General features: G+C 58.6%; 23 protein-coding genes and 1 pseudogene. 17 read left to right on the plus strand and 7 right to left on the minus strand.

Features of this window, described 5'->3' with window-relative positions:
- Positions 1-34: 34 nt before the first annotated feature.
- The gene (mutS, locus tag ACNQ62_RS03040) at positions 35-2,656 is read right to left on the minus strand and encodes a DNA mismatch repair protein MutS (protein ID WP_289081939.1); all 2,622 of its coding nucleotides are present in this window, start codon (positions 2,654-2,656) and stop codon (positions 35-37) included.
- A gap of 201 nt (positions 2,657-2,857) precedes the next feature.
- Between mutS and ACNQ62_RS03045 the strand changes: the two genes are divergently transcribed.
- Both ACNQ62_RS03045 and ACNQ62_RS03050 read left to right on the plus strand, forming a co-directional pair.
- Positions 2,858-5,116, plus strand: a complete 2,259-nt coding sequence (locus tag ACNQ62_RS03045; RefSeq protein ID WP_005850791.1) for an NADP-dependent malic enzyme — start codon at positions 2,858-2,860, stop codon at positions 5,114-5,116.
- Positions 5,113-5,991, plus strand: a complete 879-nt coding sequence (locus tag ACNQ62_RS03050) for a ribokinase (protein WP_005850793.1) — start codon at positions 5,113-5,115, stop codon at positions 5,989-5,991. Before ACNQ62_RS03045 ends, ACNQ62_RS03050 begins: the two co-directional genes overlap by 4 nt.
- A gap of 26 nt (positions 5,992-6,017) precedes the next feature.
- Here the strand turns inward: ACNQ62_RS03050 and msrA are convergent, their stop codons facing one another.
- A complete protein-coding gene (gene msrA / locus ACNQ62_RS03055; protein WP_009825724.1) occupies positions 6,018-6,683 on the minus strand; it encodes a peptide-methionine (S)-S-oxide reductase MsrA in 666 nt (221 codons plus the stop codon).
- 152 nt (positions 6,684-6,835) lie between these two features.
- Between msrA and ACNQ62_RS03060 the strand changes: the two genes are divergently transcribed.
- The 3 genes from ACNQ62_RS03060 to ACNQ62_RS03070 all read left to right on the plus strand — a co-directional run bounded on the left by ACNQ62_RS03060 (position 6,836) and on the right by ACNQ62_RS03070 (position 8,939).
- Entirely contained in the window at positions 6,836-7,744 is a 909-nt protein-coding gene (locus ACNQ62_RS03060; RefSeq protein ID WP_418094171.1) for a D-amino acid aminotransferase, read from the plus strand.
- Positions 7,744-8,436 carry a hypothetical protein gene (locus ACNQ62_RS03065; RefSeq protein WP_064217218.1) on the plus strand — a complete coding sequence of 231 codons (693 nt, stop codon included), beginning with the start codon at positions 7,744-7,746 and terminating at the stop codon, positions 8,434-8,436. The genes ACNQ62_RS03060 and ACNQ62_RS03065 overlap by 1 nt, the downstream gene beginning before the upstream one ends.
- Positions 8,437-8,525: 89 nt before the next feature.
- A complete protein-coding gene (locus ACNQ62_RS03070) occupies positions 8,526-8,939 on the plus strand; it encodes a DUF7282 domain-containing protein (protein WP_005850801.1) in 414 nt (137 codons plus the stop codon).
- Positions 8,940-9,000: 61 nt separating this feature from the next.
- Here ACNQ62_RS03070 and ACNQ62_RS03075 read toward each other — a convergent pair whose 3' ends face one another.
- The gene (locus tag ACNQ62_RS03075; protein WP_005850804.1) at positions 9,001-10,221 is read right to left on the minus strand and encodes an argininosuccinate synthase; all 1,221 of its coding nucleotides are present in this window, start codon (positions 10,219-10,221) and stop codon (positions 9,001-9,003) included.
- A 125-nt stretch (positions 10,222-10,346) separates the two neighbouring features.
- On the opposite strand from ACNQ62_RS03075, the gene ilvA reads away from it, so the two are divergent.
- Positions 10,347-11,579 carry a threonine ammonia-lyase IlvA gene (gene ilvA, locus ACNQ62_RS03080; RefSeq protein ID WP_132997698.1) on the plus strand — a complete coding sequence of 411 codons (1,233 nt, stop codon included), beginning with the start codon at positions 10,347-10,349 and terminating at the stop codon, positions 11,577-11,579.
- Here ilvA and ACNQ62_RS03085 read toward each other — a convergent pair.
- Entirely contained in the window at positions 11,542-12,150 is a 609-nt protein-coding gene (locus tag ACNQ62_RS03085) for an Hpt domain-containing protein (protein WP_418094172.1), read from the minus strand. The two genes, ilvA and ACNQ62_RS03085, sit on opposite strands and share 38 nt — an antisense overlap.
- A gap of 12 nt (positions 12,151-12,162) precedes the next feature.
- On the opposite strand from ACNQ62_RS03085, the pseudogene ACNQ62_RS03090 reads away from it, so the two are divergent.
- Positions 12,163-13,299, plus strand: a pseudogene (locus ACNQ62_RS03090) (SpoIIE family protein phosphatase); the annotation flags it as partial.
- 11 nt (positions 13,300-13,310) lie between these two features.
- On the opposite strand, the gene ACNQ62_RS03095 reads toward ACNQ62_RS03090, so the two are convergent.
- Positions 13,311-13,757 (minus strand): NUDIX hydrolase, encoded by a 447-nt coding sequence (locus ACNQ62_RS03095; RefSeq protein WP_005850812.1) that lies wholly within the window; start codon positions 13,755-13,757, stop codon positions 13,311-13,313.
- A 78-nt stretch (positions 13,758-13,835) separates the two neighbouring features.
- Between ACNQ62_RS03095 and ACNQ62_RS03100 the strand changes: the two genes are divergently transcribed.
- The 8 genes from ACNQ62_RS03100 to ACNQ62_RS03135 all read left to right on the plus strand — a co-directional run bounded on the left by ACNQ62_RS03100 (position 13,836) and on the right by ACNQ62_RS03135 (position 22,969).
- A complete protein-coding gene (locus tag ACNQ62_RS03100; RefSeq protein WP_418094173.1) occupies positions 13,836-14,822 on the plus strand; it encodes an Hsp33 family molecular chaperone HslO in 987 nt (328 codons plus the stop codon).
- Positions 14,812-15,408, plus strand: a complete 597-nt coding sequence (locus ACNQ62_RS03105; RefSeq protein ID WP_009825734.1) for a CoA pyrophosphatase — start codon at positions 14,812-14,814, stop codon at positions 15,406-15,408. Before ACNQ62_RS03100 ends, ACNQ62_RS03105 begins: the two co-directional genes overlap by 11 nt.
- Positions 15,387-16,571: a CCA tRNA nucleotidyltransferase gene (locus ACNQ62_RS03110; protein ID WP_418094174.1), complete on the plus strand. Its 1,185-nt coding sequence runs from the start codon at positions 15,387-15,389 to the stop codon at positions 16,569-16,571. Before ACNQ62_RS03105 ends, ACNQ62_RS03110 begins: the two co-directional genes overlap by 22 nt.
- A 69-nt stretch (positions 16,572-16,640) precedes the next feature.
- Entirely contained in the window at positions 16,641-18,482 is a 1,842-nt protein-coding gene (locus tag ACNQ62_RS03115) for an ABC transporter ATP-binding protein (protein ID WP_418094175.1), read from the plus strand.
- On the plus strand, positions 18,482-20,308 hold the full coding sequence (locus ACNQ62_RS03120; protein ID WP_418094176.1) for an ABC transporter ATP-binding protein: 1,827 nt from the start codon (positions 18,482-18,484) through the stop codon (positions 20,306-20,308). The genes ACNQ62_RS03115 and ACNQ62_RS03120 overlap by 1 nt, the downstream gene beginning before the upstream one ends.
- Positions 20,309-20,346: 38 nt before the next feature.
- Complete coding sequence (locus tag ACNQ62_RS03125) at positions 20,347-21,585, plus strand: class I SAM-dependent RNA methyltransferase (RefSeq protein ID WP_418094177.1); 1,239 nt, start codon at positions 20,347-20,349, stop codon at positions 21,583-21,585.
- A gap of 9 nt (positions 21,586-21,594) precedes the next feature.
- Entirely contained in the window at positions 21,595-22,386 is a 792-nt protein-coding gene (locus ACNQ62_RS03130) for an ion transporter (protein WP_005850824.1), read from the plus strand.
- Positions 22,387-22,471: 85 nt separating this feature from the next.
- Complete coding sequence (locus tag ACNQ62_RS03135; RefSeq protein ID WP_005850826.1) at positions 22,472-22,969, plus strand: L,D-transpeptidase family protein; 498 nt, start codon at positions 22,472-22,474, stop codon at positions 22,967-22,969.
- Between the two features lie 32 nt (positions 22,970-23,001).
- Here the strand turns inward: ACNQ62_RS03135 and ACNQ62_RS03140 are convergent, their stop codons facing one another.
- Positions 23,002-23,511: a CAP domain-containing protein gene (locus ACNQ62_RS03140; protein WP_005850828.1), complete on the minus strand. Its 510-nt coding sequence runs from the start codon at positions 23,509-23,511 to the stop codon at positions 23,002-23,004.
- A 171-nt stretch (positions 23,512-23,682) separates the two neighbouring features.
- Here ACNQ62_RS03140 and ACNQ62_RS03145 point away from each other — a divergent pair, with 171 nt between their 5' ends.
- A complete protein-coding gene (locus ACNQ62_RS03145) occupies positions 23,683-24,288 on the plus strand; it encodes a L,D-transpeptidase (RefSeq protein ID WP_037942384.1) in 606 nt (201 codons plus the stop codon).
- A 140-nt stretch (positions 24,289-24,428) separates the two neighbouring features.
- A complete protein-coding gene (locus ACNQ62_RS03150) occupies positions 24,429-24,611 on the plus strand; it encodes a hypothetical protein (RefSeq protein ID WP_005850832.1) in 183 nt (60 codons plus the stop codon).
- 149 nt (positions 24,612-24,760) lie between these two features.
- On the opposite strand, the gene hemH is transcribed toward ACNQ62_RS03150, so the two are convergent.
- Positions 24,761-25,807, minus strand: a complete 1,047-nt coding sequence (gene hemH / locus ACNQ62_RS03155) for a ferrochelatase (RefSeq protein ID WP_064217209.1) — start codon at positions 25,805-25,807, stop codon at positions 24,761-24,763.
- Positions 25,808-25,813: the final 6 nt, after the last annotated feature.

Genomic DNA, 25,813 nt, shown 5'->3' on the forward strand with positions numbered 1-25,813 from the left:
AGGATTTAACACCATTTGGAAGCGAGGGAGGCGGTCAGGTTTTGGCCGCCTCTTTCAATTTATAGAGCAGGTCGAGCGCTTCACGTGGAGAGAGCTCGTCGGGGATAATCTCGGCCAGCGTTTCTTCGAGCTTGGAGCTTTGTTTTGGTTGGGGCGCAGGTGCCGGTGCCACGGCAAACAGGGGCAGGTCGTCGATCAGGGTTTTCTGCGTCGCGCCGCCTTCGCGTTCGCCCTTTTCCAACGCTTCAAGCACGACGCGTGCGCGCGCGATGACGGAAGGCGGCAGGCCGGCCAATTGCGCGACCTGCACACCGTAGGACCGATCGGCGGCGCCTTTGCGGACCTCGTGCAGGAAGATCACCTCTCCGTCCCATTCCTTGACCGCGACGGTGGCGTTATCGACCCCGCCAAGCTTGTTCGAAAGCGCGGTCATTTCATGGTAGTGTGTCGCGAACAAAGCGCGAGAGCGGTTGATATCATGCAGATGTTCCAGCGTGGCCCAGGCGATGGACAAGCCATCATAGGTCGCCGTGCCGCGCCCGATTTCATCCAGGATCACAAGCGCGCGGTCGTCCGCCTGATTGAGGATTGCGGCGGTTTCGACCATTTCGACCATAAACGTGGAACGGCCCCGTGCCAGATCGTCAGAGGCGCCGACACGGCTGAAAATCTGGCTAATCAGGCCGATGTGGGCGGTGGCGGCAGGCACGTAGCTGCCCATTTGCGCCATCAGGGCGATGATCGCGTTCTGCCGCAGGAAGGTCGATTTACCCGCCATGTTAGGGCCGGTGAGCAGCCAGATATTCGCGTTGTCGCCATCGGCAGACAGGGTGCAATCGTTGGCGATAAAGGGGCTGCCGGATTGCTGGGCCAAGGCGCGTTCCACGACCGGATGGCGGCCCCCCTGAATGTCGAAGGCACGTGAATTATCGACGCGGGGTTTCACCCAGTTCTCGGACTGCGCCAGATCGGCCAGACCGGTGGCCAGATCAATCTCGGCCAACCCAGCCGAGGCGACACCGATCGGGCCGGAGTGATCCAGAATCGCGCGTTTCAACGTTTCATAGAGCCGCTTTTCAATCTCCAGCGCGTGGTTGCCCGCGTTGAGGATCTTTGTCTCCATCTCTGACAGTTCCACGGTTGTGAAACGGACCTGATTGGCGGTGGTCTGACGGTGGATAAAGGTATCGGACAGCGGCGCCGACAGCATTTTCTCGGCGTGGGTCGCTGTGACTTCGGCGAAATACCCAAGCACGTTGTTGTGTTTGATCTTCAACGTCGAGATACCGGTGAGCGTGATGAAATCCTGCTGCATCTGGGCAATGACGCTGCGGCCTTCGTCCCGCAGGGTGCGCACCTCGTCCAGCTCGGCGTCATACCCTGGCGCGATAAAGCCGCCGTCGCGGGCCAGTAGGGGGGGCTCGGCAATCAGCGCATCGTCAAGCAGATCGATCAGGCTGTCATGGCCGGTAAGCCCTTTGGCGGCCTGGGCCAGCAGATCGGGCAGGGCGGCGGCTTGCATCTTGTCGGCCAGATGGCTGGCTTCGGTCAGGCCGTTTCGGATGGCGGCAAGGTCACGGGGGCCGCCGCGGTCCAGCGACAGGCGCGACAGGGCGCGGTCCAGATCAGGGACGTTGCGCAGATGCTGGCGGATGTCATTGCGGATCGACGGTGTGTCATAGGCAAAGCTGATCGCGTCCAGACGGGATTGAATCGTCTCTAACACACGGGAAGGTGACGAAATGCGCCGTTCCAACAGCCGGGCGCCACCGGCGGTCACTGTCTTGTCCATAACGGACAACAGCGTGCCGGCGCGACCACCGGTCAGCGCATGTGTCAGTTCAAGATTGCGACGTGTGGCAGCGTCGATCTGTACGCTGCGGGCCTCGGCCTCTTTCTGCGGCGGGCGCAGGAGGGGGAGTTTGCCCTTCTGTGTAATCTCGAGGTAGTCGATGATCGCGCCCATGGCCGAGATATCGGCGCGTTCAAAACTGCCGAAGGCGTCGAGCGACCCGATGCCGAACAGATCGCAGACCCGTTTTTCGGCGCTGCTGCTGTCAAAGGCAGAGCGTGCGATAGGGGTTAGCGCGATGTCGAAATCAGAGACTAATTCACGCAGATCAGCCTCTTTCGCTTCTGACACGATCAGCTCTGACGGGGACAGACGGGCCAGTTCGGGGCCAAGCCGCGACAGGGTCAGGGGCATCACGTGAAACGCACCGGTCGAAATATCGACCCAGGCCAGCGCATGACCGTCGCGGACCTCTGCAAATGCGGCCAGATAGTTGTGGCGCCGCGCTTCGAGCAGAGATTCCTCGGTCAATGTGCCGGGGGTGACCAGCCGCACGACATCGCGTTTGACCACGGATTTATAGCCGCGTTTCTTCGCCTCTGCCGGGCTTTCCATCTGTTCGCAGACCGCCACGCGGAAGCCTTTGCGGATCAGCGTCAGCAAATACCCTTCGGCGGCATGCACCGGAACGCCGCACATGGGGATGTCTTCGCCCCCGTGTTTGCCGCGTTTGGTCAGCGCGATATCCAGCGCTTCAGCCGCGGCGACGGCATCGTCAAAGAACATCTCGTAGAAATCGCCCATGCGGTAGAACAGCAGCGCTTCGGCGTACTGGGATTTAAGCTCTAGATATTGCGCCATCATTGGCGTGATTTTTTCTTCGGTCACCCTGCGCCCCCGGTTCGAGTTAACGTTGTGTACAAAACCGTGCCTCCGGACGAAAGGGCGGACCGGCGTTGCACGCGCGGCGTCGCCGCGACGTCGTGCAAACCGTGAGCGCCATCATGATTGTGTGAGGGGCCGATCGGCGATATCAAGCGGGAAACCATGAGGAAAGCCGTTCTAGTGACCAAAAACCGCATCACGTCCGAAGAGGCGCTCGCCTTTCACCTTGAACCCACGCCGGGCAAGTTCGAAATCACCGCAACCGTCCCGATGACGACCCAGCGGGATCTGAGCCTCGCCTATTCCCCCGGTGTTGCCGTTCCCTGTGAGGCGATCGCCGAAAATCCCGAGCTGGCATATGACTATACCAACAAGGGCAATATGGTCGCGGTGATTTCCAACGGCACTGCCGTTTTGGGCTTGGGCAACCTTGGTGCGCTGGCGTCGAAACCGGTGATGGAGGGCAAGTCGGTGCTGTTCAAACGGTTCGCCGACGTGAATTCGATCGACGTCGAGCTGGACACCGAAGACCCCGAAGCGTTCATCAACGCGGTCAAGCTGATGGGGCCGACGTTCGGCGGGATCAACCTTGAGGATATCAAGGCGCCGGAATGTTTCATCATCGAACAGCGTCTGAAAGAAGAGATGGATATTCCCGTCTTTCACGACGACCAGCACGGCACCGCGGTGATCTGTGCTGCCGGTCTGCTGAACGCCTTGCGCATTTCGGGCAAGAAGATCGAAGATGTGCAGATCGTGTTGAACGGTGCGGGGGCGGCGGGGATCGCCTGTCTTGAACTGCTCAAGGCGATGGGGGCCAAGCATAACAACTGTATCATGTGCGATACAAAAGGTGTGATCTATCAGGGCCGTACCGAGGGTATGAACCAGTGGAAGTCGGCCCATGCCGCGCAGACCGAGCTGCGCACGCTGGAAGAGGCGATGAAGAACGCGGATGTGTTCTTGGGTGTGTCGGTCAAAGGGGCCGTGACGCCCGCGATGGTCGCCAGCATGGCGGATAATCCGGTGATCTTCGCGATGGCGAACCCCGATCCTGAAATCACGCCGGAAGAAGCGCACGAGGTGCGCCCCGATGCGATTGTCGCCACGGGCCGTAGCGATTATCCCAATCAGGTTAACAACGTTTTGGGCTTTCCCTACCTGTTCCGCGGGGCGTTGGATATCCACGCCCGCGCCATCAACGACGAGATGAAGATCGCCTGCGCCCACGCTTTGGCCGATCTGGCACGCGAGGATGTGCCGGACGAAGTGGCGCTGGCCTATGGCAAGAACCTGAGCTTTGGTCGGGATTACATCATCCCGACGCCGTTCGATCCGCGTCTGATCCATCGTATTCCGCCTGCTGTTGCACGTGCAGGTATGGACACCGGCGCCGCGCGGCGCCCGATCATCGATATGGACGCCTACGAGCTGAGCCTGAAGTCGCGGATGGACCCGACGGCGAATATCCTGCGTGGGATCAACGCCCGTGCGCGGGCCAATCAGGCGCGGATGATCTTTGCCGAAGGGGATGACCCCAAGGTTCTGCGGGCTGCGGTGATGTATCAACGCTCCGGTCTGGGCAAGGCGCTGGTGGTCGGACGTGCTGACGACGTAAAGGCCAAGCTGACGGCGGCGGGGATGGAGGATGCCTACCGCGAGCTTGAGGTCGTGAATGCGGCCAATACCCAGCACCTGGAGACGTATAAATCTTTCCTTTACAATCGCTTGCAGCGCAAAGGGTCGGACAGCAAGGATATCCACCGTCTGGCCGCCCGTGACCGCCACGTCTTTGCCGCCTTGATGTTGGCGCACGGGCATGGCGATGGTCTGGTGACCGGTGCAACCCGCAAATCCGCCCATGTGCTTGAACGGCTGAACCACGTGTTCGATGCAAATGCAAAACACGGCGCCGTCGGGATCACTGCGCTGCTGCACAAGGGGCGGATTGTGTTCATCGGCGATACGCTGGTGCATGAATGGCCGAACGAAGAAGACCTTGCGAATATTGCTGAAAAAGGGGCCAAGGTCGCCCGTCACATGGGGCTTGAGCCGCGGGTTGCCTTCGTCAGCTTCTCTACCTTTGGCTATCCGGTTTCCGAGCGCGCAGAAAAGATGCAACGTGCCCCCGATGTGCTGGACGCACGCGGGGTCGATTTCGAATACGAAGGCGAAATGACCGTCGATGTGGCGCTGAATGCCGAAAGCCAAAAGAACTATCCGTTCTCGCGGCTGACAGGGCCTGCGAATATCCTCGTCGTGCCGGCGCGGCATTCGGCCAGTATATCGGTCAAATTGATGCAGGAAATGGCGGGAGCCACAGTAATCGGCCCGATCCTGACGGGGTTGGACAAGTCGATCCAGATCTGTTCGACCACATCCACCGCGAATGACATCCTGAACATGGCTATTCTGGCGGCCTGCAAGGTCGGCGAATGATCTGGAACCTCGGCTCTATCAACGCGGATAATTTCTACTATCTGCGGCATCTGCCGGCGCCGGGGGAAACGATTGCCGCGCATGATTTCCGGCAAGGGTTGGGCGGGAAGGGGGCCAATATGTCGGTCGCCGCCGCCCGCGCCGGAACGCGCGTTATGCATATCGGCGCCGTGGGGCCGGATGGGAAATGGACCGTGGACCGCTTGTTGGAATATGGCGTCGAAACGCAGCATATCAGCATGATCGACACGGCCACCGGTCACGCGAATATCTGTGTGGCCGAGGATGGCGAAAACTCTATCGTGTTGTTCTCAGGGGCCAATCACCAGATCACCACCCAGATGATCGGGGCCGCCCTGGCAGAGGCATCGCCCGGTGACTTTCTGCTGATGCAGAACGAAACCCTGGGCCAACGCTTTGCCGCGCAGACTGCGCATACTTTGGGCCTGCGCGTCGCCTATGCCGCCGCGCCCTTTGATGCTGAAATCGTGGCGCAGGTTCTGCCCGACATTGATCTGCTGGTGTTGAACGAGGTCGAGGCAGAGGCGCTTGAAAAAACCACAGGTGCCCGCATCGACGCGCTGCCGATCGACGATATTATCGTGACCTTGGGCGCTGAGGGGTGCAAATGGGTCTCTAACAAGGCGAAAACGGTGCAAAGCTTTCCGGCCTATCCGGTCAAAGCCATCGATACCACGGGGGCGGGGGACACGTTTACCGGCTATCTGATCGCTGCCTTGGACCGCAAACTGTCGATGCCGGATGCAATTGCGCTGGCAATGCAAGCTGGCGCCTTGATGGTGACGCGGCAAGGGACAGCGGATGTGATCCCGGACCTCAAAGACATCCAGGATCACGGTTTTGACGAAGATTAACGCTCGCGATTAACGCGGGGTTAACGTTATTTCGCGAAGGGCGCGGCGCTACCCCAAAGTTGTTTCACGCGCTGGTCGCGCCCGCAGCCGTTGCGATAGCGCTTGTAGGCGACGGATTTCTTCACACCCAAGCCGACGCTAGTAAAGGCCAGACGTTCATCGCTTTTGTAGTAATCCTGGTGGTAGGCATCGGCGGGGTAGAACGCGGCTTTGCCCAAGATCGGGGTTACGACGGTCTTGCCCAAAGCGGCCTGCGCATCGGCCTTGGCCTTTTCTGCAGCGGCCTTCTGCCCGTTACCGTCGGCAAAAATCGCGGTGCGGTAGCTATCGCCGCGGTCGCAGAATTGCCCGCCCGCGTCCGTTGGATCAACCGACCGGAAGAACATCGACAGCAACTGGTCCGCAGACACCACCGCCGGATCATACTGGATCTGCGCCGCTTCATAGTGCCCGGTGCCGCCGGCGACGACCTGTTTATAGGTGGGGTTTTTCACGCTTCCGCCCGCAAAACCCGATACGACCTCTTTCACGCCTTTCACGCTTTCAAAGTCCGCTTCAACGCACCAAAAGCAGCCGCCCGCGACCAAAAGCGTCTCTGTTCCGGCAGCTTTTGCGGTTGTCGCCTGTGCTGCAAGGCCCAGACCAATGGCAGCGCTTAACGCGATCATGCGCATATTTGTGGCAAATCCCATGGAATACTCTCCTTTGTTTTGCCTGACGGTGACCGCAATGCTTGCGCGACGCAACTCAGGTGCCCGTGATGTCACAGGCAAGTGATGTCGGTTTCACCCTTGGCCCCGCGGCGCGAAGTTCTTAGCGTCAGCGCCAAAGAAGGAGCAATTTGATGCAAACCCACGTCACCACGCACCAAGCCGAAGAAGATGCCCGCAATGAAGACATTTTGATCTATTTAAACGGTCAGATTGTCCCTAAGGCACAGGCCGTGGTCAGCGTCTATGACAGCGGTTTCATGCTTGGCGACGGCATCTGGGAAGGGCTGCGGCTGTATGATGGTACGTGGGCTTTTCTGGAAGATCATTTTGACCGCCTGTTCGAGGCGTCCAAAGCCATTGACCTTGACATCGGGATGACGCGCGACGCCCTGATTTCAGCCTTGTTAGAGACGCAAAAAGCCAATGGTATGACCACTTATGCCCACGCGCGTCTGATGATCACACGGGGGCCAAAAACGCGGCCCTTCCAGCACCCGTCGCTGTCGCAATCGGGCCCCACCATCACGATCATTATGGAACACTCGCGCCCGAATATGCCGCGCCCGATCCGGCTGGCCACGGTGCCGCATCTGCGCGGGCTGCCGATGACGCAGGACCCAAAGCTAAATAGTCATTCCAAATTGAACTGTATTCTCGCGTGTATTGCCGCGGAAAAAGCGGGTGCCGACGAAGGGCTGATGCTGGATATTAACGGTTTCGTGAATACAACCAACGCCTGTAACTTTTTCATCGTCCGCAAAGGGGAGGTTTGGACCAGCACCGGCGATTACTGCATGAATGGAATCACCCGTCAGAAGGTGATCGACCTGTGTCGCGCCAATGATATCCCGTGTTTCGAAAGGAATTATTCATTGGTCGACACCTATGGTGCTGACGAGGCCTTCTTGACCGGCACATTCGGGGCGCAAACACCTGTCGCGATGATCGACGGCCGCCAGATTGGCACGGGCGACATGGGGCCGGTAACAAAAAAGCTGCGCCGCTTGTACAAAGACCTGATCGCAAAGGAATGTGCCTGATGCGTATCGCAATGTGGTCCGGCCCGCGCAATCTGAGCACGGCGATGATGTATAGCTTCGGCAACCGGGCCGATTTCACCGCGATGGATGAACCGTTCTATGCGCCGTATCTTAAGGCCACCGGCGCCGATCATCCGATGAAAGATGAAATTATCGCGGGCCATGAATGCGACCCCCTGAGCGTCGCAGCGCGCTGCGCAGAGCCGGGCACGCCGCATCGCTACATGAAACACATGCCCCATCATATGATTGACGGGTTTCCGATGGATTGGGCAGAGGGCTGCGTGCATGTCCACCTGATACGCCACCCCGCCCGCGTGATCGCCAGCTATACCGCGAAACGAGAAGCGCCGAATTTTAATGATATCGGCTATGGCCAACAGACCTCGCTGTACGATCAAATCGGTGGGCTGGTCATCGATTCCGCTGATATTCGCGCGAACCCCGAAGGAATGCTGCGTAAGCTGTGTGATGCCATCAGCCTGCCCTTCGATCCGGCAATGCTATCCTGGGCGGCGGGCCCACGTGCCGAAGATGGCATCTGGGCATCACATTGGTATGGTGCCGTGCACAAAAGCACCGGTTTTGCAGGGGCAGAGGGGCCGTTGCCCAGGCTTGAACCTGCCGCAGAAGCGCTGTGTGCCAAAGCACTTCCTCATTATCACAAGCTTTATGATCAACGGCTTAGGTGATTTCGGGTAAAAATCTTCGATTTATCGAAACTAAATCATCTCATGTTGCGTGAATTATCAGGAAGAACCACGCAACAAGGAGATTTAACATGAAGATGTTTACAGCAACCGCTCTGGCTCTCACGCTTGCCACGGGTACAGCCTTCGCCGCCGCACACAGCAACGCGATGGTCGAAGCGATGGATCAAGATGTATCCAACGGTGTGGTCAGCGCCGATAAGGTGATGGCAACAGAAAACGGCTGGATGGTTGTTCACCGCACAGATGCCGAGATGAAACCCGGCCCCGTTGTCGGCTACGCGCCACTGCGTGCCGGTGAAAACGTCGACGTTGCCGCCATTCTGCAAGAAGAAGTGAAATCCGGCGATATGTTGATGCTCATGGTCCACTCCGAAGAGGGCGGCATGAAAACCGGCGGCTTTGAATACACATTGGGCGCCAAAGAAGACGGCCCGATCAAGCCAGACGGTAAATTGGTGATGACGGTTATTACTGCAGAGTAAACCGTTCTAACCCAAAAGAAGGCCCGGACAGAATATCCCCCTGTCCGGGCCTTTTTTTTGTTTACCCTTTGAGGCGCTTATCGCGTGCGGCCAAGAGCTTGAGACGCAGCGCGTTCAGCTGAATGAAGCCCGCCGCGTCTTTTTGATCATAGGCACCAGCGTCATCTTCAAATGTCACGTGGGCTTCGGAATACAGCGAATGATCCGACCAGCGCCCGACGGTACGCACGTGGCCTTTGTACAATTTTAGTCGAACTGTACCGGTTACATGGGTTTGCGAGGCATCAATCGCCGCTTGCAGCATGGTGCGCTCGGGGCTGTACCAGAAGCCGTTATAGATCAGCTCCGCATAGCGCGGCATCAGCTCGTCCTTCAGGTGCATCGCCCCACGGTCGAGGGTGATCGATTCGATCCCGCGGTGTGCTTCAAGCAGCAAGGTGCCGCCCGGCGTTTCGTAAATACCGCGGGATTTCATCCCGACAAAACGACCCTCGACAAGGTCAAGGCGCCCGCAGCCATGTTTGCCGCCAAGTTCGTTCAATTTAGCCAGAAGTGTCGCGGGCGACATGGCTTCGCCGTTGATGCTTACGGCATCGCCACGTTCAAACCCGATCTCTACATACTCGGGCGTATCTGGTGCTTGCTCTGGCGAGACGGTGCGCTGGTACACATAGTCGGGCGCGTCCACGGCCGGATCCTCCAGCACTTTGCCTTCCGAAGAGGTGTGCAGCAGGTTCGCGTCCACGCTAAACGGCGCTTCACCACGTTTGTCCTTCGCCACAGGGATCTGATGTTTTTCGGCAAATTCGATCAATTTAGTCCGGCTGGACAGGTCCCATTCCCGCCATGGCGCGATCACCTTGATGTCGGGGTTCAGCGCGTAGGCCGCCAATTCGAAACGAACCTGATCGTTGCCCTTGCCTGTCGCGCCGTGCGCAACGGCATCGGCGCCGGTTTCGGCGGCGATTTCAACAAGGCGCTTGGAAATCAGAGGGCGCGCGATGGAGGTGCCCAACAGGTATAGGCCTTCGTAGACCGCATTGGCGCGGAACATAGGGAAGACGAAATCGCGCACGAATTCTTCACGCACGTCTTCCACGTAAATCTCGGATGCGCCCATCATTTCAGCTTTGGCGCGGGCGGGCTCAAGCTCTTCGCCTTGGCCGAGGTCAGCGGTAAAGGTAACCACCTCGCAGCCATATTCGGTTTGCAGCCATTTCAGGATGATCGAGGTATCAAGCCCACCAGAATAGGCGAGCACAACTTTTTTGGGCGCGGACATGATGTTTCCTTTTCGGTTTGCACCGCGAAGTACCTGTTTTTCAAGGCGTGAGCAAGATTGAAGGCTGCGTTGACCGCGTCACCTGGGAATCGTATCGACAAGTATTCAACGGGAAGGTCGATGAGATGACAGATATGTTTAAAACTGCAGCACGCAGCGCGGCGCAACAGATGCGAGAGGTGTTTCCCGCCACCCCCTTGATGCGTAACGAACATCTGTCAGAAAAATACGACGCTGACATATGGTTGAAACGCGAAGACCTAAGCCCCGTTAGATCATATAAGTTGCGCGGGGCGTTCAACGCGATGCGCAAAGTGATCCCCGAGAAGTCTGTTTTCGTTTGTGCAAGCGCGGGCAACCACGCCCAAGGTGTTGCATTTATGTGCAGTCATTTCGGTGTGAAAGGTGTGATTTTCATGCCCGTTACGACGCCTCAACAGAAAATTCAGAAAACCAAGATGTTCGGTGGGCTTCAGGTCGAGGTTCGCTTGATCGGCGATTACTTTGACAAAACACTCGCCGCGGCGCAGCAGTATTGCGTGGAAGAGGGTGCGCATTTTCTGTCTCCTTTCGATGATGAAGATGTCATTGAGGGGCAAGCCTCCGTTGCGGTTGAAATAGAGGAGCAGTTAGGGCGCGTGCCCGACCACATTCTGCTTCCCGTTGGTGGCGGCGGTCTTTCGTCCGGCGTTTACAGCTATTTTCAAAATGAGTGCCGGTATAGCTTTGTTGAACCTGAAGGGGCCCCTAGTTTGGCCAAAGCTTTGGCCGCGGGTGCACCGGTGGATGTGTCTCCTATCAATAGTTTCGTCGATGGGGCCGCGGTCGCAAAAATTGGCCAACGTAACTTTGCACGGTTGGATCGTGTCGCAGAGAGTGATGTGATCCATCTGGCCGAAGACCGCATCTGCGTCACGATCATCGAAATGCTGAATGTTGAAGGCATCGTGTTAGAACCTGCTGGTGCCCTTTCTATTGAGGCGCTGGGCGAAGTAGCTGACCAGATCAAGGGCAAGACCATTGTATGCGTAGCATCCGGCGGAAACTTCGATTTTGAGCGTCTGCCAGAGGTGAAAGAGCGGGCGCAGCGGTACTCCGGCGTCAAGAAATATTTTATTCTGCGGATGCCGCAGCGCCCTGGTGCGCTGAAAGAATTCTTGAGCATTCTCGGCCCGGACGATGACATCTGTCGGTTTGAATACCTGAAGAAGTCTGCGCGAAACTTCGGCTCTGTTCTGATCGGAATTGAAACACGCAGCCCTGACAGTTTTGGGCCGTTTTTGGCGCAACTGAAGGACGCAGGATTTACCTATACGGACATCACGAATGACGAAACCTTGGCTCAATTTGTTCTATAGGCGCACTGCAGGTCTCCGTGTTCGATAGGAAATGTTCTTTCGATTTTTCATAGCTGGTAAGGATCTCCTTCCAAATAGATGTGATTTGATGGCTGCCGGCAAAATTGCCTTCGGCCTGCGCGCATTGTTCTGACAATTCGACAAACCCCACGCTTAATGCGCTGCCCTTCACAAAGTGAAGTATATCGCGAAACTGATCGGTCGTTACGCCCATCGTTAGCTGAGCATTGGCTTCTTCCACCTCCTTAAAAAACACGCACATAATTGTGCTGAAGTCGTCGCGCCCAACAGCGGCCTGCAAGGTCACGACCTGTTCCCAGTCAATCACTGATTCGCCCTCTTTCTCCGGCCAATGTGGGGCAAAATTCTTAACAAAGCGTGCAGGGCGATCATCACTTAAAAACTTTTGGGCTTCACCGAATCTTAATCTGTCGTTGGCTAGGCTCGGGGCGAAGATGCCGAAAGCTTTTGAATGTTGCAGAACAAGATTGAAAAAATTGCCCGACCAAAGACGCCGCAGCGGTTTCGCGCGATCAAAACAGCTATGGTTGTCGACGATAGCGCGCTGCAACGGCGAATCTTGATGGCGACGTTGTCGCGATGGGGATTCGATGTGCAGGAAGCGGCCTCTGCTGAAGAGGCATTGGCGGTCTGCGAACAAACGCTACCGGATCTGATCATCAGCGATTGGATTATGCCGGGTATGTCGGGGCTGCAATTTTGCGAGGCGTTTCGCAAACTTTCGAAGGGCAGCTACGGGTACTTCATTTTACTGACGGCAAAATCTGATAAATCCGAGGTGGTTAAAGGGTTGGACAGCGGTGCGGACGATTTTGTCAGCAAGCCAGTCAACGTTGACGAGCTACGCGCGCGAATTATGGCCGGCGAACGCATTTTGACGATGCAGCGTGAATTATCGTCGAAAAACTGTGTCATTACTGAAGCCCTGGACGCGTTGCAAAACGTACATGACGCATTGGATCGGGACCTAGACGAGGCGCGAAAGTTTCAGAAATCCCTTTTACAGGAAGCCTACTGCGCCTTCGATGCGGGTGCCGTGTCTTTGATGCTCAGGTCTAGCGGGCATGTAGGGGGCGATCTGGTGGGATATTTCACAGCGGGAAATAGCATCGGGATCTACGGGCTAGATGTGTCCGGTCACGGGGTGAGCTCGGCCCTGATGGCCGCCCGATTGGCCGGTATATTTTCCGCCGTCGCACCTGAGCAAAACCTGGCATTGGCACGCCAACCTGACGGGACGTATAAAATGCGCCCGCCCGATCAAGTAATCGCCGAGCTGAACAGCCTAGTGCTCTCTGACATGGAGTCGGAGCAGTATTTCACACTTTTTTTGGCGGAAATTGAACTTGATACCGGCAAGATCAGGGCAACCCAGGCCGGCCACCCGCACCCCTTCATTCAGCGACGCAATCGCAGGTTGGAAAACTTCGGGAGAGGCGGGCTGCCCGTAGGGCTGATTGCCGATGCGCAATATGAAACAGTCGCGAGCCAGCTTTACCCTGGCGACCGCCTGATCGTGCTTTCCGACGGGGTGACCGAATGTCCTGACCCGATTGGGCAAATGCTGGACGATAATGGTTTAAATCAGGTTCTACATGATCTGCACCCCATCAGGGGGCCGCTTTTCTTTGACGCGCTCACGTCGCGGCTAGAAGATCATGCGGGGACGGCTGACTTTCCTGATGATGTTTCCGGCATCTGCTTCGAATTTCAGGACCTTGCCGCCAGAAACCGTTCAAGAAAGTGCCGATCCCCATCGTTGCCTAGCACCGAAACGGCCTCTTCCCCCGACAGAACAACTGTTGCGTGGTCAGGCTCTATCGGGGGGGCAATATGACGGACGGGATGGGCGACATAGACATGGCAAATTTTCTCGGCCCAGATGTCATACTCCGGCATATAGACGTATCGCCGGAATGCGCCCAACCGCCGGGGGCGCGCAATGGTCCAGCCAATCTCTTCCATTACCTCGCGGTGGAGCGTTTGGAGAGGCGATTCACCGGGGTCAATGCCACCGCCTGGCAACTGAATATCAACATGTGGCCTAAGCTGGGCGGTCATCAAAAAGCGGCCCTTGAGGGGCAAAATCGCATAGGCTCCGGGGCGCGACGTGTATGTTTTTCCCGGAATGGGCGGTTCCCCAACGCGTCGCATCATGTGACTCCCCCTTTTCGCACGGCTTGTTGCCCTTATATAGACGCGGTATGCCAACCGTCTGCCGGTAAGGAAAGTCAAATGACCCAAGGAAACAAAATCGCGTGGGACGACACCGTTCTACCCTTTCAACTCGATGCCTCTGATATTCGGGGGCGCGTCGCGCGTCTGGATGGCGTGCTGGAAGGGATTTTGCGTCAGCATGACTATCCCGAAAAGGTAGAGGCGTTGGTCGCCGAAATGGCCTTGCTTACGGCGCTGATCGGGCAAACCATTAAACTGCGTTGGAAATTGCAACTGCAGGTCCAATCCAAGGGGCCCGTGCGCATGATTGCGACAGATTACTACGGCCCGACGGAGGATGGTGAACCCGCGCGCATCCGCGCTTACGCCAGCTATGACGCCGACCGGATCACCGATGGGTCGGCCTTCGATCAGGTGGGCGAGGGGTATTTTGCCATAATGATCGATCAGGGCAACGGTATGACCCCCTATCAGGGGATTACGCCGCTTACCGGTAAATCGCTGTCCGAATGTGCAGAGGCGTATTTCGCGCAGTCCGAACAGCTGCCCACACGGTTTGAGCTGAGCTTTGGCAAATCCACCTCCCCGGGGGAGGATGAGCATTGGCGCGCCGGCGGTGTTATGCTGCAACATATGCCCAAAGCCTCGCCCTTTGCCGCGCAAGGGGAAGGTAGCGGCGAGGTGCTGCAAGCCACTGATCTGGTCGACGGTGAAGAGGGGGATAACTGGCACCGCGTCAACGTCTTGCTGGATACGGTAGACGAGCTTGAACTGATTGGGCCGAGCCTGCCGCCGACAGATCTTTTGAAACGTCTGTTTCACGAGGAGATGCCGCGCGTATTCGACGCGCAGGCGGTCCGCTTTGGCTGCACCTGCTCCGAAGATCGTGTGCGGCAAAGCCTGTCGATCTATTCGGCGGGAGATATCGAAACGATGACGACAGACGACGGCCGCGTCACGGCCGACTGCCAGTTCTGTGGCGCGCATTATGATCTGGACCCGAAAACAGTCGGGTTCGAGGCAGAAGACAACAGTGGCAGCTGATCAGCTCGCCCATTTTCGGAAGGCGCTGGCGCAAACTGGTGTCACGTCTTCCGATTTTGACCTTAACAAAGGGTCTACGCCACCGGCGAACCGAACATTGCGGCCAGCTGGCGTTTTGGCCCCGATCGTTGAACGGGGCGGGCGGTTGGAACTTATCCTGACCAAACGGTCGTCCGCGCTAAAGCACCATCCGGGGCAAATCGCCTTCCCGGGTGGCAAGCAGGATGGCGGTGATGCGGATGTCGTTGCCGCAGCCCTACGCGAGGCGCGGGAAGAAATCGGCCTGCCCTCGGATCTGGTCGACGTCTTGGGTACGCTGCCCGCACATGAGACAGTTACCAACTTTCTGGTGACGCCCGTCATTGCCTTCGTGAAAAAAGACTTCGAAATTATCCCCGAGCCCGGCGAAGTTGAGGAAGTCTTTACCGTTCCGCTTGATCATGTGCTCAACGCCGAAAATTACGTGGTCCAGTCGCGCCGATGGCAGGGGCAGCGACGGTATTATTACACGGTTCCTTATGGGCCCTATTACATTTGGGGGGCAACCGCGCGTATGTTGCGGGCATGGACAGAACGTATGATGTGACCCTTCCCGCCAGCACGCGCTGGCTTTCCGACCCCGATGCCCAAGCCGTATGCGATGCGGTGACGGACGGCGGGCATGCGATCTATTTTGTCGGGGGCTGTGTGCGGAACGCGCTCTTGGGCGTGGCGGATAGCGATGTCGACATGTCGACCAATGCATTGCCCGAGCGTGTCATGGCTCTTGCCGCGCGCGCTGGGCTGAAAGCCGTACCGACGGGCGTGGAACATGGAACTGTCACCGTGGTCAGCGGCGGTAAGGGGTTCGAGGTGACGACCTTCCGCCGGGACGTGGAAACGGACGGGCGACGTGCGGTTGTCGCTTTTTCGGACAGTATCCTCGACGATGCGTTGCGCCGTGATTTTACGATGAACGCGCTTTACGCGGATGCGCAGGGGCGGGTGATCGACCCGCTTGAAGGTCTTGTTGATTTGCGCGCGCGGCGGGTGAGGTTTATCGAGGATGCCGCCCAACGTATCCGCGAAGATTACCTGCGCACCTTGCGCTATTTCCGGTTTTGCGCGTGGTATGCGGACCCGGTCGAGGGCTTTGATCCGGAGGCTTTGGCCGCGATTGCAGCGCATACCGACGGGTTGGAAAGCCTGTCGGCGGAGCGGATCGGAGCAGAGCTTACGAAGCTGTTAACCGCGCCGGACCCTGCGCCAGCGGTAGCTGCGATGCGCCAAACCGGCGTTTTGGGGACAATTCTGCCGGGGAGCGACGACCGCTGGCTCGGGATGGTCGTGCATTTCGAACAGCTGTTGCAGATGCCTGTGGACTGGCGCACGCGGCTGGCAGCGCTTGGCGGTGAGGATATCGACCAGCGCCTGAGGCTGAGCAAGGCGGACGCGAAATACCTGCATCGGCTGAAAGAGGCGGCATATGGCGCAGAGACGGTGGCCGCGATTGCCCATATCGACGGCGGCGATATGGCGCGCGCGGTTGTTGTGCTGCGCGCCTGCCTGTCTGAAACGCCACCCGATGCGGCAGTGCTTGATCGTATCGCGCAGGCCGAAGCTGCCGTATTTCCCGTTCAAGCCGCTGATTTGATGCCGGAATACACCGGACCTGCTTTGGGAAGGCGGCTGGCCGAGCTTAAGGCGCTCTGGATCGCTTCGGGGTTTGCGGCGACGCGCGACAGTTTGTTGAACACGCCAGAAAGCTGACGCAACCTGTGGTCTTTTCGGCGCGGCTCTTTCTATAGTGGCGGCGAACACGCGCCCTACAGGTGAATTATGTTTCGATTTTTCGAAAATCTTGTCGATCCCTATGCGGATTACGCCGAGCAAGACACGCCGCCCACGCGGCTGTGGCCCTTTTTCCGCACCTACAGCGCGCCGTTCAAAACGGTGTTCTGGGTCACGGGTGTGCTTTCCGTTGTCGTCGCGGCGATCGAGATCGGCTTGATCTACTATATGGGCCGTCTTGTCGATCTGATGGACGGCAGCCCGGCCGAGGTATGGCGCAGCTATGGGGCGGAGTTTATCGTCGTCGCGCTGCTTATCCTGATCGCGCGTCCTGCTGTGCAGGCGGTCCATGTGTTACTACTGAACAACGCTGTGTTGCCAAATTACGGCACACTTTTCCGGTGGCGCGGACACCGTCAGGTGCTGCGGCAATCGGTCGGCTGGTTCGAGGATGACTTTGCCGGGCGCATCGCCAACCGCATCATGCAAACGCCCCCCGCTGCGGGAGAGGTCGTGTTTCAGGTCTTTGACGCGATTTCATATGCGCTGGCCTATCTCATCGGCGCAGCGATTTTGTTAACCACGTCGGACTGGCAGCTGCTGATCCCCTTGGTCGCGTGGTTCGCGCTGTATGCTGTGCTGACCCAATGGACGATCAAGCGTGTGGCGGTTGCGTCGCAGGCGGCGTCGGATGCCCGCTCAGAGGTGACAGGCCGCGTGGTCGACAGTTACAGCAACATTCATTCGGTCAAGATGTTTGCCCACCACGACCGCGAGATTGAATATGCCAAGGGCGCCATCGAGAATGCGCGCGTCACTTTTCAAAAGGAAATGCGGATATTCACCATCATGGATATCTGTCTGGTCAGCTTGAACGGTTTGTTAATCGTCGGGGTCGTAGGCTGGGCGTTCTATCTGTGGTCAACCGGCAACGCGACGGTGGGCGTGGTGACGGCCGCGACGGCGCTGACGCTGCGGTTGAACTCCATGACCGCCTGGATCATGTGGGCGCTTTCGACGTTCTTCCAGCAGCTTGGCGTCGTGGCCGAGGGGCTTGAAACGATTGCGCAGCCAATCACCTTGGTTGACGACAGCGATGCCAAGCCGCTGTCCCTGACCGACGGGCGGGTGGAGATGCGCGGGCTGACCCATCATTATGGCCGTGGTTCGGGCGGGTTGGATCAGGTGGATATCACCGTGCAGCCGGGGGAAAAGATCGGCCTGATCGGGCGGTCGGGCGCGGGCAAATCGACCTTGGTCAAGCTGTTGCTGCGGTTTTATGACCCCGAAGGCGGGCGTATTCTGATTGACGGGCAGGATATCACCACCGTCCGGCAGGACAGCCTGCGGCAGGCGATCGGGATGGTGCAGCAAGACAATGCTTTGCTGCATCGGTCGATCCGCGAAAATATCCTTTACGGTCGTCCCACCGCGACCGAGACAGAGGTGATTGCCGCAGCGAAACAGGCCCAAGCGCATGATTTTATTCAGGAGTTGAGCGATCAGGGCGGGCGATCCGGCTATGATGCGCAGGTTGGCGAGCGGGGGGTGAAACTGTCAGGCGGGCAGCGGCAACGCATCGCGCTGGCACGGGTCATCCTCAAGAACGCGCCGATCCTTTTGCTGGACGAAGCGACGAGCGCGCTTGATAGCGAGGTAGAAGCCGCGATCCAGCAGACCCTGTACGGCATGATGGAGGGCAAGACTGTCATCGCCATTGCGCATCGCCTGTCCACCATCGCTGAAATGGACCGTATTCTGGTCATGGACGGCGGCCGTATCGTCGAAGAGGGCACGCATGAGGTGCTTTTGGCACAAGGCGGGCTATATGCAGATTTCTGGAACCGGCAATCCGGCGGGTTCCTTCGCACAGAAGAGCCGACATCGTAATGCCTTTGACCTGGATCGACCCGTTTTCCCCCGCCAAGACAGAGCCGCCGCGCCGTCTGGCGGCCTTTTTTCGTTGGGCGTTGAAGGGCAGCGGCCCTGCGCTTGGCGTCGCGGGTGTGCTGTCGATTTTCGCCGGCGTGATAGAGGTGATGGCCGCCCTGGTTCTTGGGTGGGTTGTGGATGCGGCGCTTGCCGCCGAGGCGGGGGCCGTATTTTCGGATCATACGGGGCTGCTCTTGGCGGGACTAGCGTTCTTTTTGCTGCTGCGTCCGGCGCTGTTTGGTGTCAGTTCGTATATGCAGTCGATCGTGGTCGCGCCGAATGTGTTCAACCTCGTGCTGTCGCGCTTGCATCGCTACACGCTGGGGCAGGCGGTCACGTTTTTCGACAATGATTTCGCGGGCCGGATCTCGCAGAAGGAAATGCAGACCAGCCGCGCGCTGACCGATGTCGTGACCGAGGTGCTGCATACGGTGCTCTTCGCCGCCGCATCCTTTGTCGGCGCGGTGATGCTGCTTGGGACGGTGGATTGGCGCATCGCTGCGGGGCTGGTGCTTTGGATGGTCGGCTATGTCTTCCTGATCCGCCACTTCATGCCACGGGTCCGCAAACATTCCAAAGCGCGCGCAGGGGCGCGCGCGATGGTGACGGGGCAGGTGGTCGATACGATCACCAACATCAAGACCGTCAAGCTCTTCGCCCATGCCGATCACGAGGACCGCGCCGCCTTGGGGGCGATGCGCAAGTTTCTGGATACGAGCCTCGATTTCGGGCGGGTGAGTGTCTCTTTCCGGTTCTGGCTGATGACGATTGCGGGGTTTCTGCCGGTGCTGCTGGTGGGCGGCGCGCTTTGGTACTGGTCGCTGGGTCTGGTGACGGCGGGCGATATCGCGGCGACGGGGGCGGTGTCGCTTCGGCTGGCGCAAATGACGGGCTGGGTCAGTTTCACGCTGATGGCGCTATATGCGAATGTGGGCGAGGTCGAAGACGGGATGCGCACGCTGGCCGCGCCGCAGCAGCTGCGCGATGCAGACAACGCAGCAGAGCTGGAGGTGCACGAAGGGGCGATCCGCTTTGACGGGCTGCGCTTTACCTATGGCCGCGATACGGGCGGTATCGAAGAGCTGAGCCTATCGATCAAACCGGGAGAGAAGCTGGGCATCGTCGGCGCATCGGGGGCGGGGAAATCGACATTGGTGTCGCTTTTGCTGCGGCTCTATACGGCGGAACAGGGTCACATTTCAATTGATGGGCAGGATGTCTCGGGTGTGACCAAGCAAAGCTTGCGGCGTCAGATCGGGATGGTCACGCAGGAGACCGCGATGTTCAACCGGTCGGCGTTCGACAACATCCGCTATGGCAAGCCCGACGCGACAAAGGAAGAGGTCATCGCCGCCGCGCGCAAGGCCGAGGCGCATGAGTTCATCGAGAAGATGCAGGACCACACGGGCCGCAGCGGCTATGAGGCGCATCTGGGGGAACGGGGGGTAAAGCTGTCGGGCGGGCAACGTCAGCGTATTGCGCTGGCCCGCGCGATCCTCAAGGATGCGCCGATCCTGATATTGGACGAGGCGACAAGCGCGCTGGATAGCGAGGTCGAAGCCGCGATCCAAAGCGCGCTGACCCGCGTGATGGAGGGCAAGACCGTGATGGCCATCGCCCACCGTCTGTCGACCCTGACCGAGATGGACCGCATCGCCGTGATGGACGCGGGCCGGATCCTAGAGATCGGCACCCATGACGCGCTGCTTGCCAAAGACGGGCTGTATGCCCGCTACTGGCGGCGGCAGTCGGGCGGGTTTTTGGATATGAAGGCCGCAGAATAAGGCTTTTGCTGCGCCCGGCTTCGCGGTAAGCCCTGCGCATGACAGAATATACAATCCAGCGACTTGGCCACTTGGGCGACGGCATTGCGCCCGGCCCTTTATTTGCCCCGATGACCCTGCCGGGCGAGGTGGTCACAGGCACGCCTGACGGTCAGACCCTGACCGACATCCGTATCGTCACCCCGTCTGAGAACCGGGTGTCGCCGCCGTGTCGCCACTTCAAGGCCTGTGGCGGCTGCCAGTTGCAGCATGCGTCGGATGATTACGTCGCGGATTTCAAGCTGGGCGTGGTCAAGGCGTCGCTGGATGCCCACGGGATAGAGACTGTTTTTAAGCAACTGCAAACCTCGCCCGCGCAATCGCGCCGTCGGGCCACCTTTGCGGCGAAACGCACCAAAAAGGGCGCGATGGCCGGTTTCCACGGGCGCGGGTCTGATGTGGTGATCGAAATTCCCGGGTGTCAGTTGCTGGACCCTGCGGTGATGGGCGCGCTGCCGATTGCCGAAAAGCTTGCCGTGATCGGTACAAGCCGCAAGGCTGCTCTTGCTGTGACGGTGACCGCGTCGCGCGGAGGGCTCGATATCTCGGTCCAGAACGGGAAAGAGCTGGACGGCCCCTTGCGGCAAGAACTGGCACATCTGTGCGACAGTCTGGGGCTGGCGCGGCTGACCTGGGACGGCGAGGTGATCGCGATGCGCACGCCGCCCGTGCAGCGTTTCGGTGCGGCCAAGGTGACACCCCCGCCCGGTGCGTTCCTGCAAGCCACCCCGCACGGAGAGGCGGCGCTGGTCACCGCCGTGCGCGAGGCTGTCGGTGAGGCGCGTCATGTGATTGACCTGTTTGCCGGCTGCGGCACGTTCAGCCTGCCCCTGGCCGATCAGGCAGAGGTACACGCCGTCGAAGGTGACGCCGCCATGACCGCCTCGCTGGATCACGGGTGGCGCATGTCGACAGGGCTCAAACCCGTCACGACAGAGGCGCGCGACCTGTTCCGCCGACCCTTGCTGCCGGACGAGCTGGCCAAGACCGACGCCGTGGTCATCGACCCGCCGCGCGCGGGGGCCGAGGCCCAGATTGCCGAGATCGTCAAAGCGATGCCGCCGGTGCTGGCCTATGTGTCGTGTAACCCCGTCACCTTCGCGCGGGACGCCGCCGTGCTGATTGCCGCCGGTTATACATTGAATTGGGTGCAAGTCGTTGATCAATTCCGCTGGTCCTCCCATGTGGAGCTGGCAGCGCAGTTCACTGCGCCGGAAGTACAACGCAAACGTAAATAACGCAGATCTATGGTGGGCACGGTAAACATGCGGGAACGTCTGGGAAGATGGGTCGAAGGGCGGGCCGTCAGCAATTTCATCATCGGTGTGATCGTGTTCAACGCCGCCCTGCTGGGGATGGAGACAGCCCCCGCCCTGATGGAGAAATACGGCACGCTGATCCTGTTTCTGGATCGCGTCTGCCTGTTCATTTTCATCGCCGAGATCACGCTCAAGATCATTGCGCGCGGGGTCGGGTTCTTCCGCAACGGCTGGAACGTCTTTGACTTTACGGTCGTTGCCATCGCGCTGGTGCCCGCGGTGCAGGGGCTGTCTGTCTTGCGGGCGCTGCGTATCCTGCGGGTTTTGCGGGTGCTGTCCGTCGCCCCGCGTCTGCGCCGCGTCGTCGAAGGGTTTATCACCGCGTTGCCCGGTATGGGGTCGGTGTTCCTGCTGATGACGATCATCTTTTACATCGGGTCCGTGATCGCGACCAAATTGTTCAGCGACCAGTTCCCCGAATGGTTCGGGTCATTGCCCGCCAGCGCCTATAGCCTGTTTCAGATCATGACGCTGGAAAGCTGGTCGATGGGGATCGTCCGCCCGGTGATGGAGGTCTATCCCTATGCTTGGGTCTTCTTCGTGCCGTTTATTCTGGTCACGACCTTCGCCGTGGTGAACTTGTTGGTAGGTCTGATCGTGAACTCGATGCAGGACGCGCATAACGAGGAAGAGACCGTGCGCACCGATGCCTACCGACTTGAGGTGATGGAAAAGCTGGAAGCGATCGAAAAGAAGCTGGCAGAGCACAGCCGCCAGTAACGGCTTTTTGACCGCATCGATATTTGCTACATGATAGGGCATCCACATAAGGCCGAAAAGGTCGCGGGAACGAGGCATAGTGAACATGAAACGCAGAAACCTGATTCTGGGTGGCACCGCGCTGGTCGCGCTTGGGGCCTGCAGCAGCAGTAAATTCAAACGGTACAACGGGCCGCAGGTCACCTATGTGATCGTCAACAAGGGCGACCGCCGGATGTATCTGATGCACCATGACAAGGTGCTGGAATCATACGATATCAAACTGGGGTTCGCGCCTGTGGGCCACAAGGTGTACGAAGGTGACGGGCGCACGCCCGAAGGGATCTATATGATCGACCGGCGCAATCCGAACAGCCGGTTCCACCTGTCGATCGGCATCAACTACCCCAATGAAATGGACCGCGCCCGCGCGGAAGCTTTGGGCAAAAGCCCCGGTGGCGACATCTTTATCCACGGTCAAAAGACCGCCAAGGACAAGAATCGCACCGATTGGACGTGGGGGTGTATCTCTGTCTCGAACGACGAGATGGAGGAGATCTATGCGATGGTCGGGGATAACACCCCGATCGCACTGAACCCCTGATATCTAGTTAAAAGCGGGGGTGACCTTGGCGGTCACTTCCCCATCACCATCGTCCACCAGATCTTGCCGTTGTTTTCCTGATGCCAGGAAAAGCCCATGTTCAAAGCGTCCTTCGACATGATGATGCGGCGGGTGTCCGGTTTCTCCATCCACGCGGCAAGTGTTTCGAGCTCGGTCTCGTAGGTTTCCGAGATGACTTCGCCGACCAGCGCGCCAGTATATCCTACACGTTGGATACGATCGACAGGGGACGACCCGTCAGACCCGAAGTGCCAGGGGCGGTTCTGCACCGCCATATCCCGAGAATGGGTCGCGGCGGCGGCGTTCAGTTGTGCGTCCAGTTGAACGGGTGCCAGACCGGAGGCACCGCGCAGCGCGTTCACGGAATCAAGCATACGGAACTGAAGCTTGCCGGTATCATTGCGCCCGATCTTATAGACGGTAGGGCCGGGGCGACCGTCGGACGCAAGCGGGGTCGGTGCAGGGGTACAGGCCGCCAGCGCCACGGTCAGGGAAATAAGGATTGAAAACAGACGGATCATGGCGCAGCTCCACGCAATTGGGTTTGTCGTGCCATACAGCTTGATGCGTTGCAGATCAAACGCACATGAGCGTGAGCGCGCCTGTTAACGCTTGTTTGATTTGAAACTGCGACTTTCGAGCCATATACGACAGTATTATACTAGGTTGTAACTACCTTCAGGAGACATCTGATGTCTGATAAGAAATTTACCCTTTCGTCGCGCCGTGCTTTCCTTGCTGGCAGCGCCGCGATGCTGGCAACGCCCGCGCTGGCGCAAAGCAGCGTGAACAGCGAAGCGACCACGGAGACGGAGCGTGATCTGACCGAGACCGTGCGTCGCAACACCTCCAGCTTCCGCACGCTGGATTGGCAGCCTTACTTCAGCGACACCAAGAACGGGGCCATTCTTGTCGATATCGACAGCCGCGCGGTGCATTACTGGTCCGAGGATCAGTCGATCTACAAGCTGTACCCCTCAAGCGTACCGCTGACAGAGGAGCTGACCCGCCGTGGGCGTACCAGCGTGATCCAGAAGGTCGTCGGCCCCACATGGCGTCCGACCCCGTCGATGCTGGAACGCAACCCAGAGTGGCCAGCGGTGATCGGGCCAGGCCCTGACAACCCCTTGGGCACCCACGCGCTGTACCTGAGCTGGACGTACTACCGTATCCATGGCACGCATGACACACGCAAGATCGGGCGTCGTTCGTCGAATGGCTGCATTGGCCTGTACAATGAACATATTGCTGAACTTTTTGGCATGGCGAACGTCGGCACCCAAGTGTTGCTTATTTGACAACTTTTTAGCGATTGTGGTGCTCAAAAGCTGAATCCGGGTTTGCAATTGCCCGCTGATGCTGTTTAGAAAGTTTTACGAGGTAAGTCTTGGGCGCGTGCTATCACACTGTGAAGTACGCCTTTTCTGGAGGTTATGTTATGAAGAAACTCGTTCTCGCCGCTGCTCTGACAGCTGCTGCATCGAATGCATTTGCTGGTTCGCTGGCAGAGCCAATCATCGAAGCACCCGTCATCGTTGAAGAGTCCACCTCTTCTTCCTCGGGCATCCTGATTCCTCTGCTGCTGCTGGCCGTTGTTGCTGCTGCAGTTGCTTCCGACTAATTCGGTCGAAGTTTCAGTTAGAAAAAGGCGGTGTTCTACACCGCCTTTTTTTATGTCTGCCGTTTGGTATCAGATGACAAGCGGACAAAAGAAAAGCGCCTGTAGCCACAGGCGCTTTCTTTGTTTTCAGGTCCAAGCGGCGCGGGGGATTAGTCGATCCAGCCTTGCAGGTTTTCTTCGATCACATTGGACAGCGCCTTGATGTGCAAGTCGTCGTCATTGAGGCAGGGGATATAGTGAAACTCCTCCCCGCCCGCGTGTTCAAAGCTTTCCTTGATCTCTTCGTTGATCTCTTCCAGCGTTTCGATGCAATCGGCTGAAAAGGCAGGGGCACAGACCGCGATCTTCTTGTTGCCGGCTTCGGCCTGCCGCGCGACCTCTTCCACCGTATAGGGCTGCAACCATTCTTCGGGGCCGAATTTCGACTGGAAGGTCGTCATGATCTGGGTGTCGTCCCAGCCCAGCCGTTCCTTCAGCAGGCGCGTCGTTTTCTGGCATTGGCAGTGGTAGGGATCGCCCTCCATCAAATAGCGCAGCGGGACACCGTGATAGGAACACAGCAGCTTGTCGGGCTTTGTCTCCATCTTGGCGTAGGCCTTCTCGATCGAGGTGGCGAGCGCTTCGATATAATCGGGGCGGTCGAAATAGGGTTCAACCGTGCGTGCGGCGGGCTGCCATTTCTCTTTGGCGAGCGCGGCGAAAAACGCGTCATTCGCGGTGGCAGAGGTGGCACCGGCGTATTGCGGGTACAGCGGGAAGAACAGGATCTTTTGACAGCCCGCAGCGGTCATCGCCGCCACCTTGGATTGGGTCGACGGGTTGCCGTAGCGCATGCAATAATCGACCATGACTGCGTCACCATACCGCGCCTGCATCGCGTCTTTTATCTTCGCGGCTTGCTGTTTGGTGATGGTCATCAGCGGGCTTTCGCCCGCCTCGTGGTTCCAGATCGACTTATACGCGGCACCGCTGGTGAAGGGGCGTTTCGACAGGATCACCAGCTGAAGCAGCGGTTGCCATTTCCACGGGCTGTAGTCGATCACGCGGCGATCCGACAGAAATTCCGATAGATAACGGCGCATTGACCAGTAATCATAGTTGTCCGGCGTGCCGAGGTTCGCCAGCAGGATACCCACCTTGGGGGCGGGCACGGTGGGGTGGTCAGGTTGTGCATGGGCTGGGCGCTGCTGCGTCATCTGGCA

The sequence above is a fragment of the Sulfitobacter sp. SBS6 genome, from assembly GCF_048285585.1.
Lineage (GTDB): Bacteria > Pseudomonadota > Alphaproteobacteria > Rhodobacterales > Rhodobacteraceae > Sulfitobacter > Sulfitobacter pontiacus.

What these genes read in the sequence shown, in the direction of transcription:
- mutS (WP_289081939.1), bottom strand. Translation starts at nt 2,656, where the DNA reads ATGATGGCGCAATATCTAGAGCTTAAATCCCAGTACGCCGAAGCGCTG.
- ACNQ62_RS03050 (WP_005850793.1), top strand. Translation starts at nt 5,113, where the DNA reads ATGATCTGGAACCTCGGCTCTATCAACGCGGATAATTTCTACTATCTG.
- msrA (WP_009825724.1), bottom strand. Translation starts at nt 6,683, where the DNA reads ATGGGATTTGCCACAAATATGCGCATGATCGCGTTAAGCGCTGCCATT.
- ACNQ62_RS03060 (WP_418094171.1), top strand. Translation starts at nt 6,836, where the DNA reads ATGCAAACCCACGTCACCACGCACCAAGCCGAAGAAGATGCCCGCAAT.
- ACNQ62_RS03065 (WP_064217218.1), top strand. Translation starts at nt 7,744, where the DNA reads ATGCGTATCGCAATGTGGTCCGGCCCGCGCAATCTGAGCACGGCGATG.
- ACNQ62_RS03070 (WP_005850801.1), top strand. Translation starts at nt 8,526, where the DNA reads ATGAAGATGTTTACAGCAACCGCTCTGGCTCTCACGCTTGCCACGGGT.
- ACNQ62_RS03075 (WP_005850804.1), bottom strand. Translation starts at nt 10,221, where the DNA reads ATGTCCGCGCCCAAAAAAGTTGTGCTCGCCTATTCTGGTGGGCTTGAT.
- ilvA (WP_132997698.1), top strand. Translation starts at nt 10,347, where the DNA reads ATGACAGATATGTTTAAAACTGCAGCACGCAGCGCGGCGCAACAGATG.
- ACNQ62_RS03095 (WP_005850812.1), bottom strand. Translation starts at nt 13,757, where the DNA reads ATGATGCGACGCGTTGGGGAACCGCCCATTCCGGGAAAAACATACACG.
- ACNQ62_RS03100 (WP_418094173.1), top strand. Translation starts at nt 13,836, where the DNA reads ATGACCCAAGGAAACAAAATCGCGTGGGACGACACCGTTCTACCCTTT.
- ACNQ62_RS03110 (WP_418094174.1), top strand. Translation starts at nt 15,387, where the DNA reads ATGGACAGAACGTATGATGTGACCCTTCCCGCCAGCACGCGCTGGCTT.
- ACNQ62_RS03115 (WP_418094175.1), top strand. Translation starts at nt 16,641, where the DNA reads ATGTTTCGATTTTTCGAAAATCTTGTCGATCCCTATGCGGATTACGCC.
- ACNQ62_RS03120 (WP_418094176.1), top strand. Translation starts at nt 18,482, where the DNA reads ATGCCTTTGACCTGGATCGACCCGTTTTCCCCCGCCAAGACAGAGCCG.
- ACNQ62_RS03125 (WP_418094177.1), top strand. Translation starts at nt 20,347, where the DNA reads ATGACAGAATATACAATCCAGCGACTTGGCCACTTGGGCGACGGCATT.
- ACNQ62_RS03130 (WP_005850824.1), top strand. Translation starts at nt 21,595, where the DNA reads ATGGTGGGCACGGTAAACATGCGGGAACGTCTGGGAAGATGGGTCGAA.
- ACNQ62_RS03135 (WP_005850826.1), top strand. Translation starts at nt 22,472, where the DNA reads ATGAAACGCAGAAACCTGATTCTGGGTGGCACCGCGCTGGTCGCGCTT.
- ACNQ62_RS03140 (WP_005850828.1), bottom strand. Translation starts at nt 23,511, where the DNA reads ATGATCCGTCTGTTTTCAATCCTTATTTCCCTGACCGTGGCGCTGGCG.
- ACNQ62_RS03145 (WP_037942384.1), top strand. Translation starts at nt 23,683, where the DNA reads ATGTCTGATAAGAAATTTACCCTTTCGTCGCGCCGTGCTTTCCTTGCT.
- ACNQ62_RS03150 (WP_005850832.1), top strand. Translation starts at nt 24,429, where the DNA reads ATGAAGAAACTCGTTCTCGCCGCTGCTCTGACAGCTGCTGCATCGAAT.
- hemH (WP_064217209.1), bottom strand. Translation starts at nt 25,807, where the DNA reads ATGACGCAGCAGCGCCCAGCCCATGCACAACCTGACCACCCCACCGTG.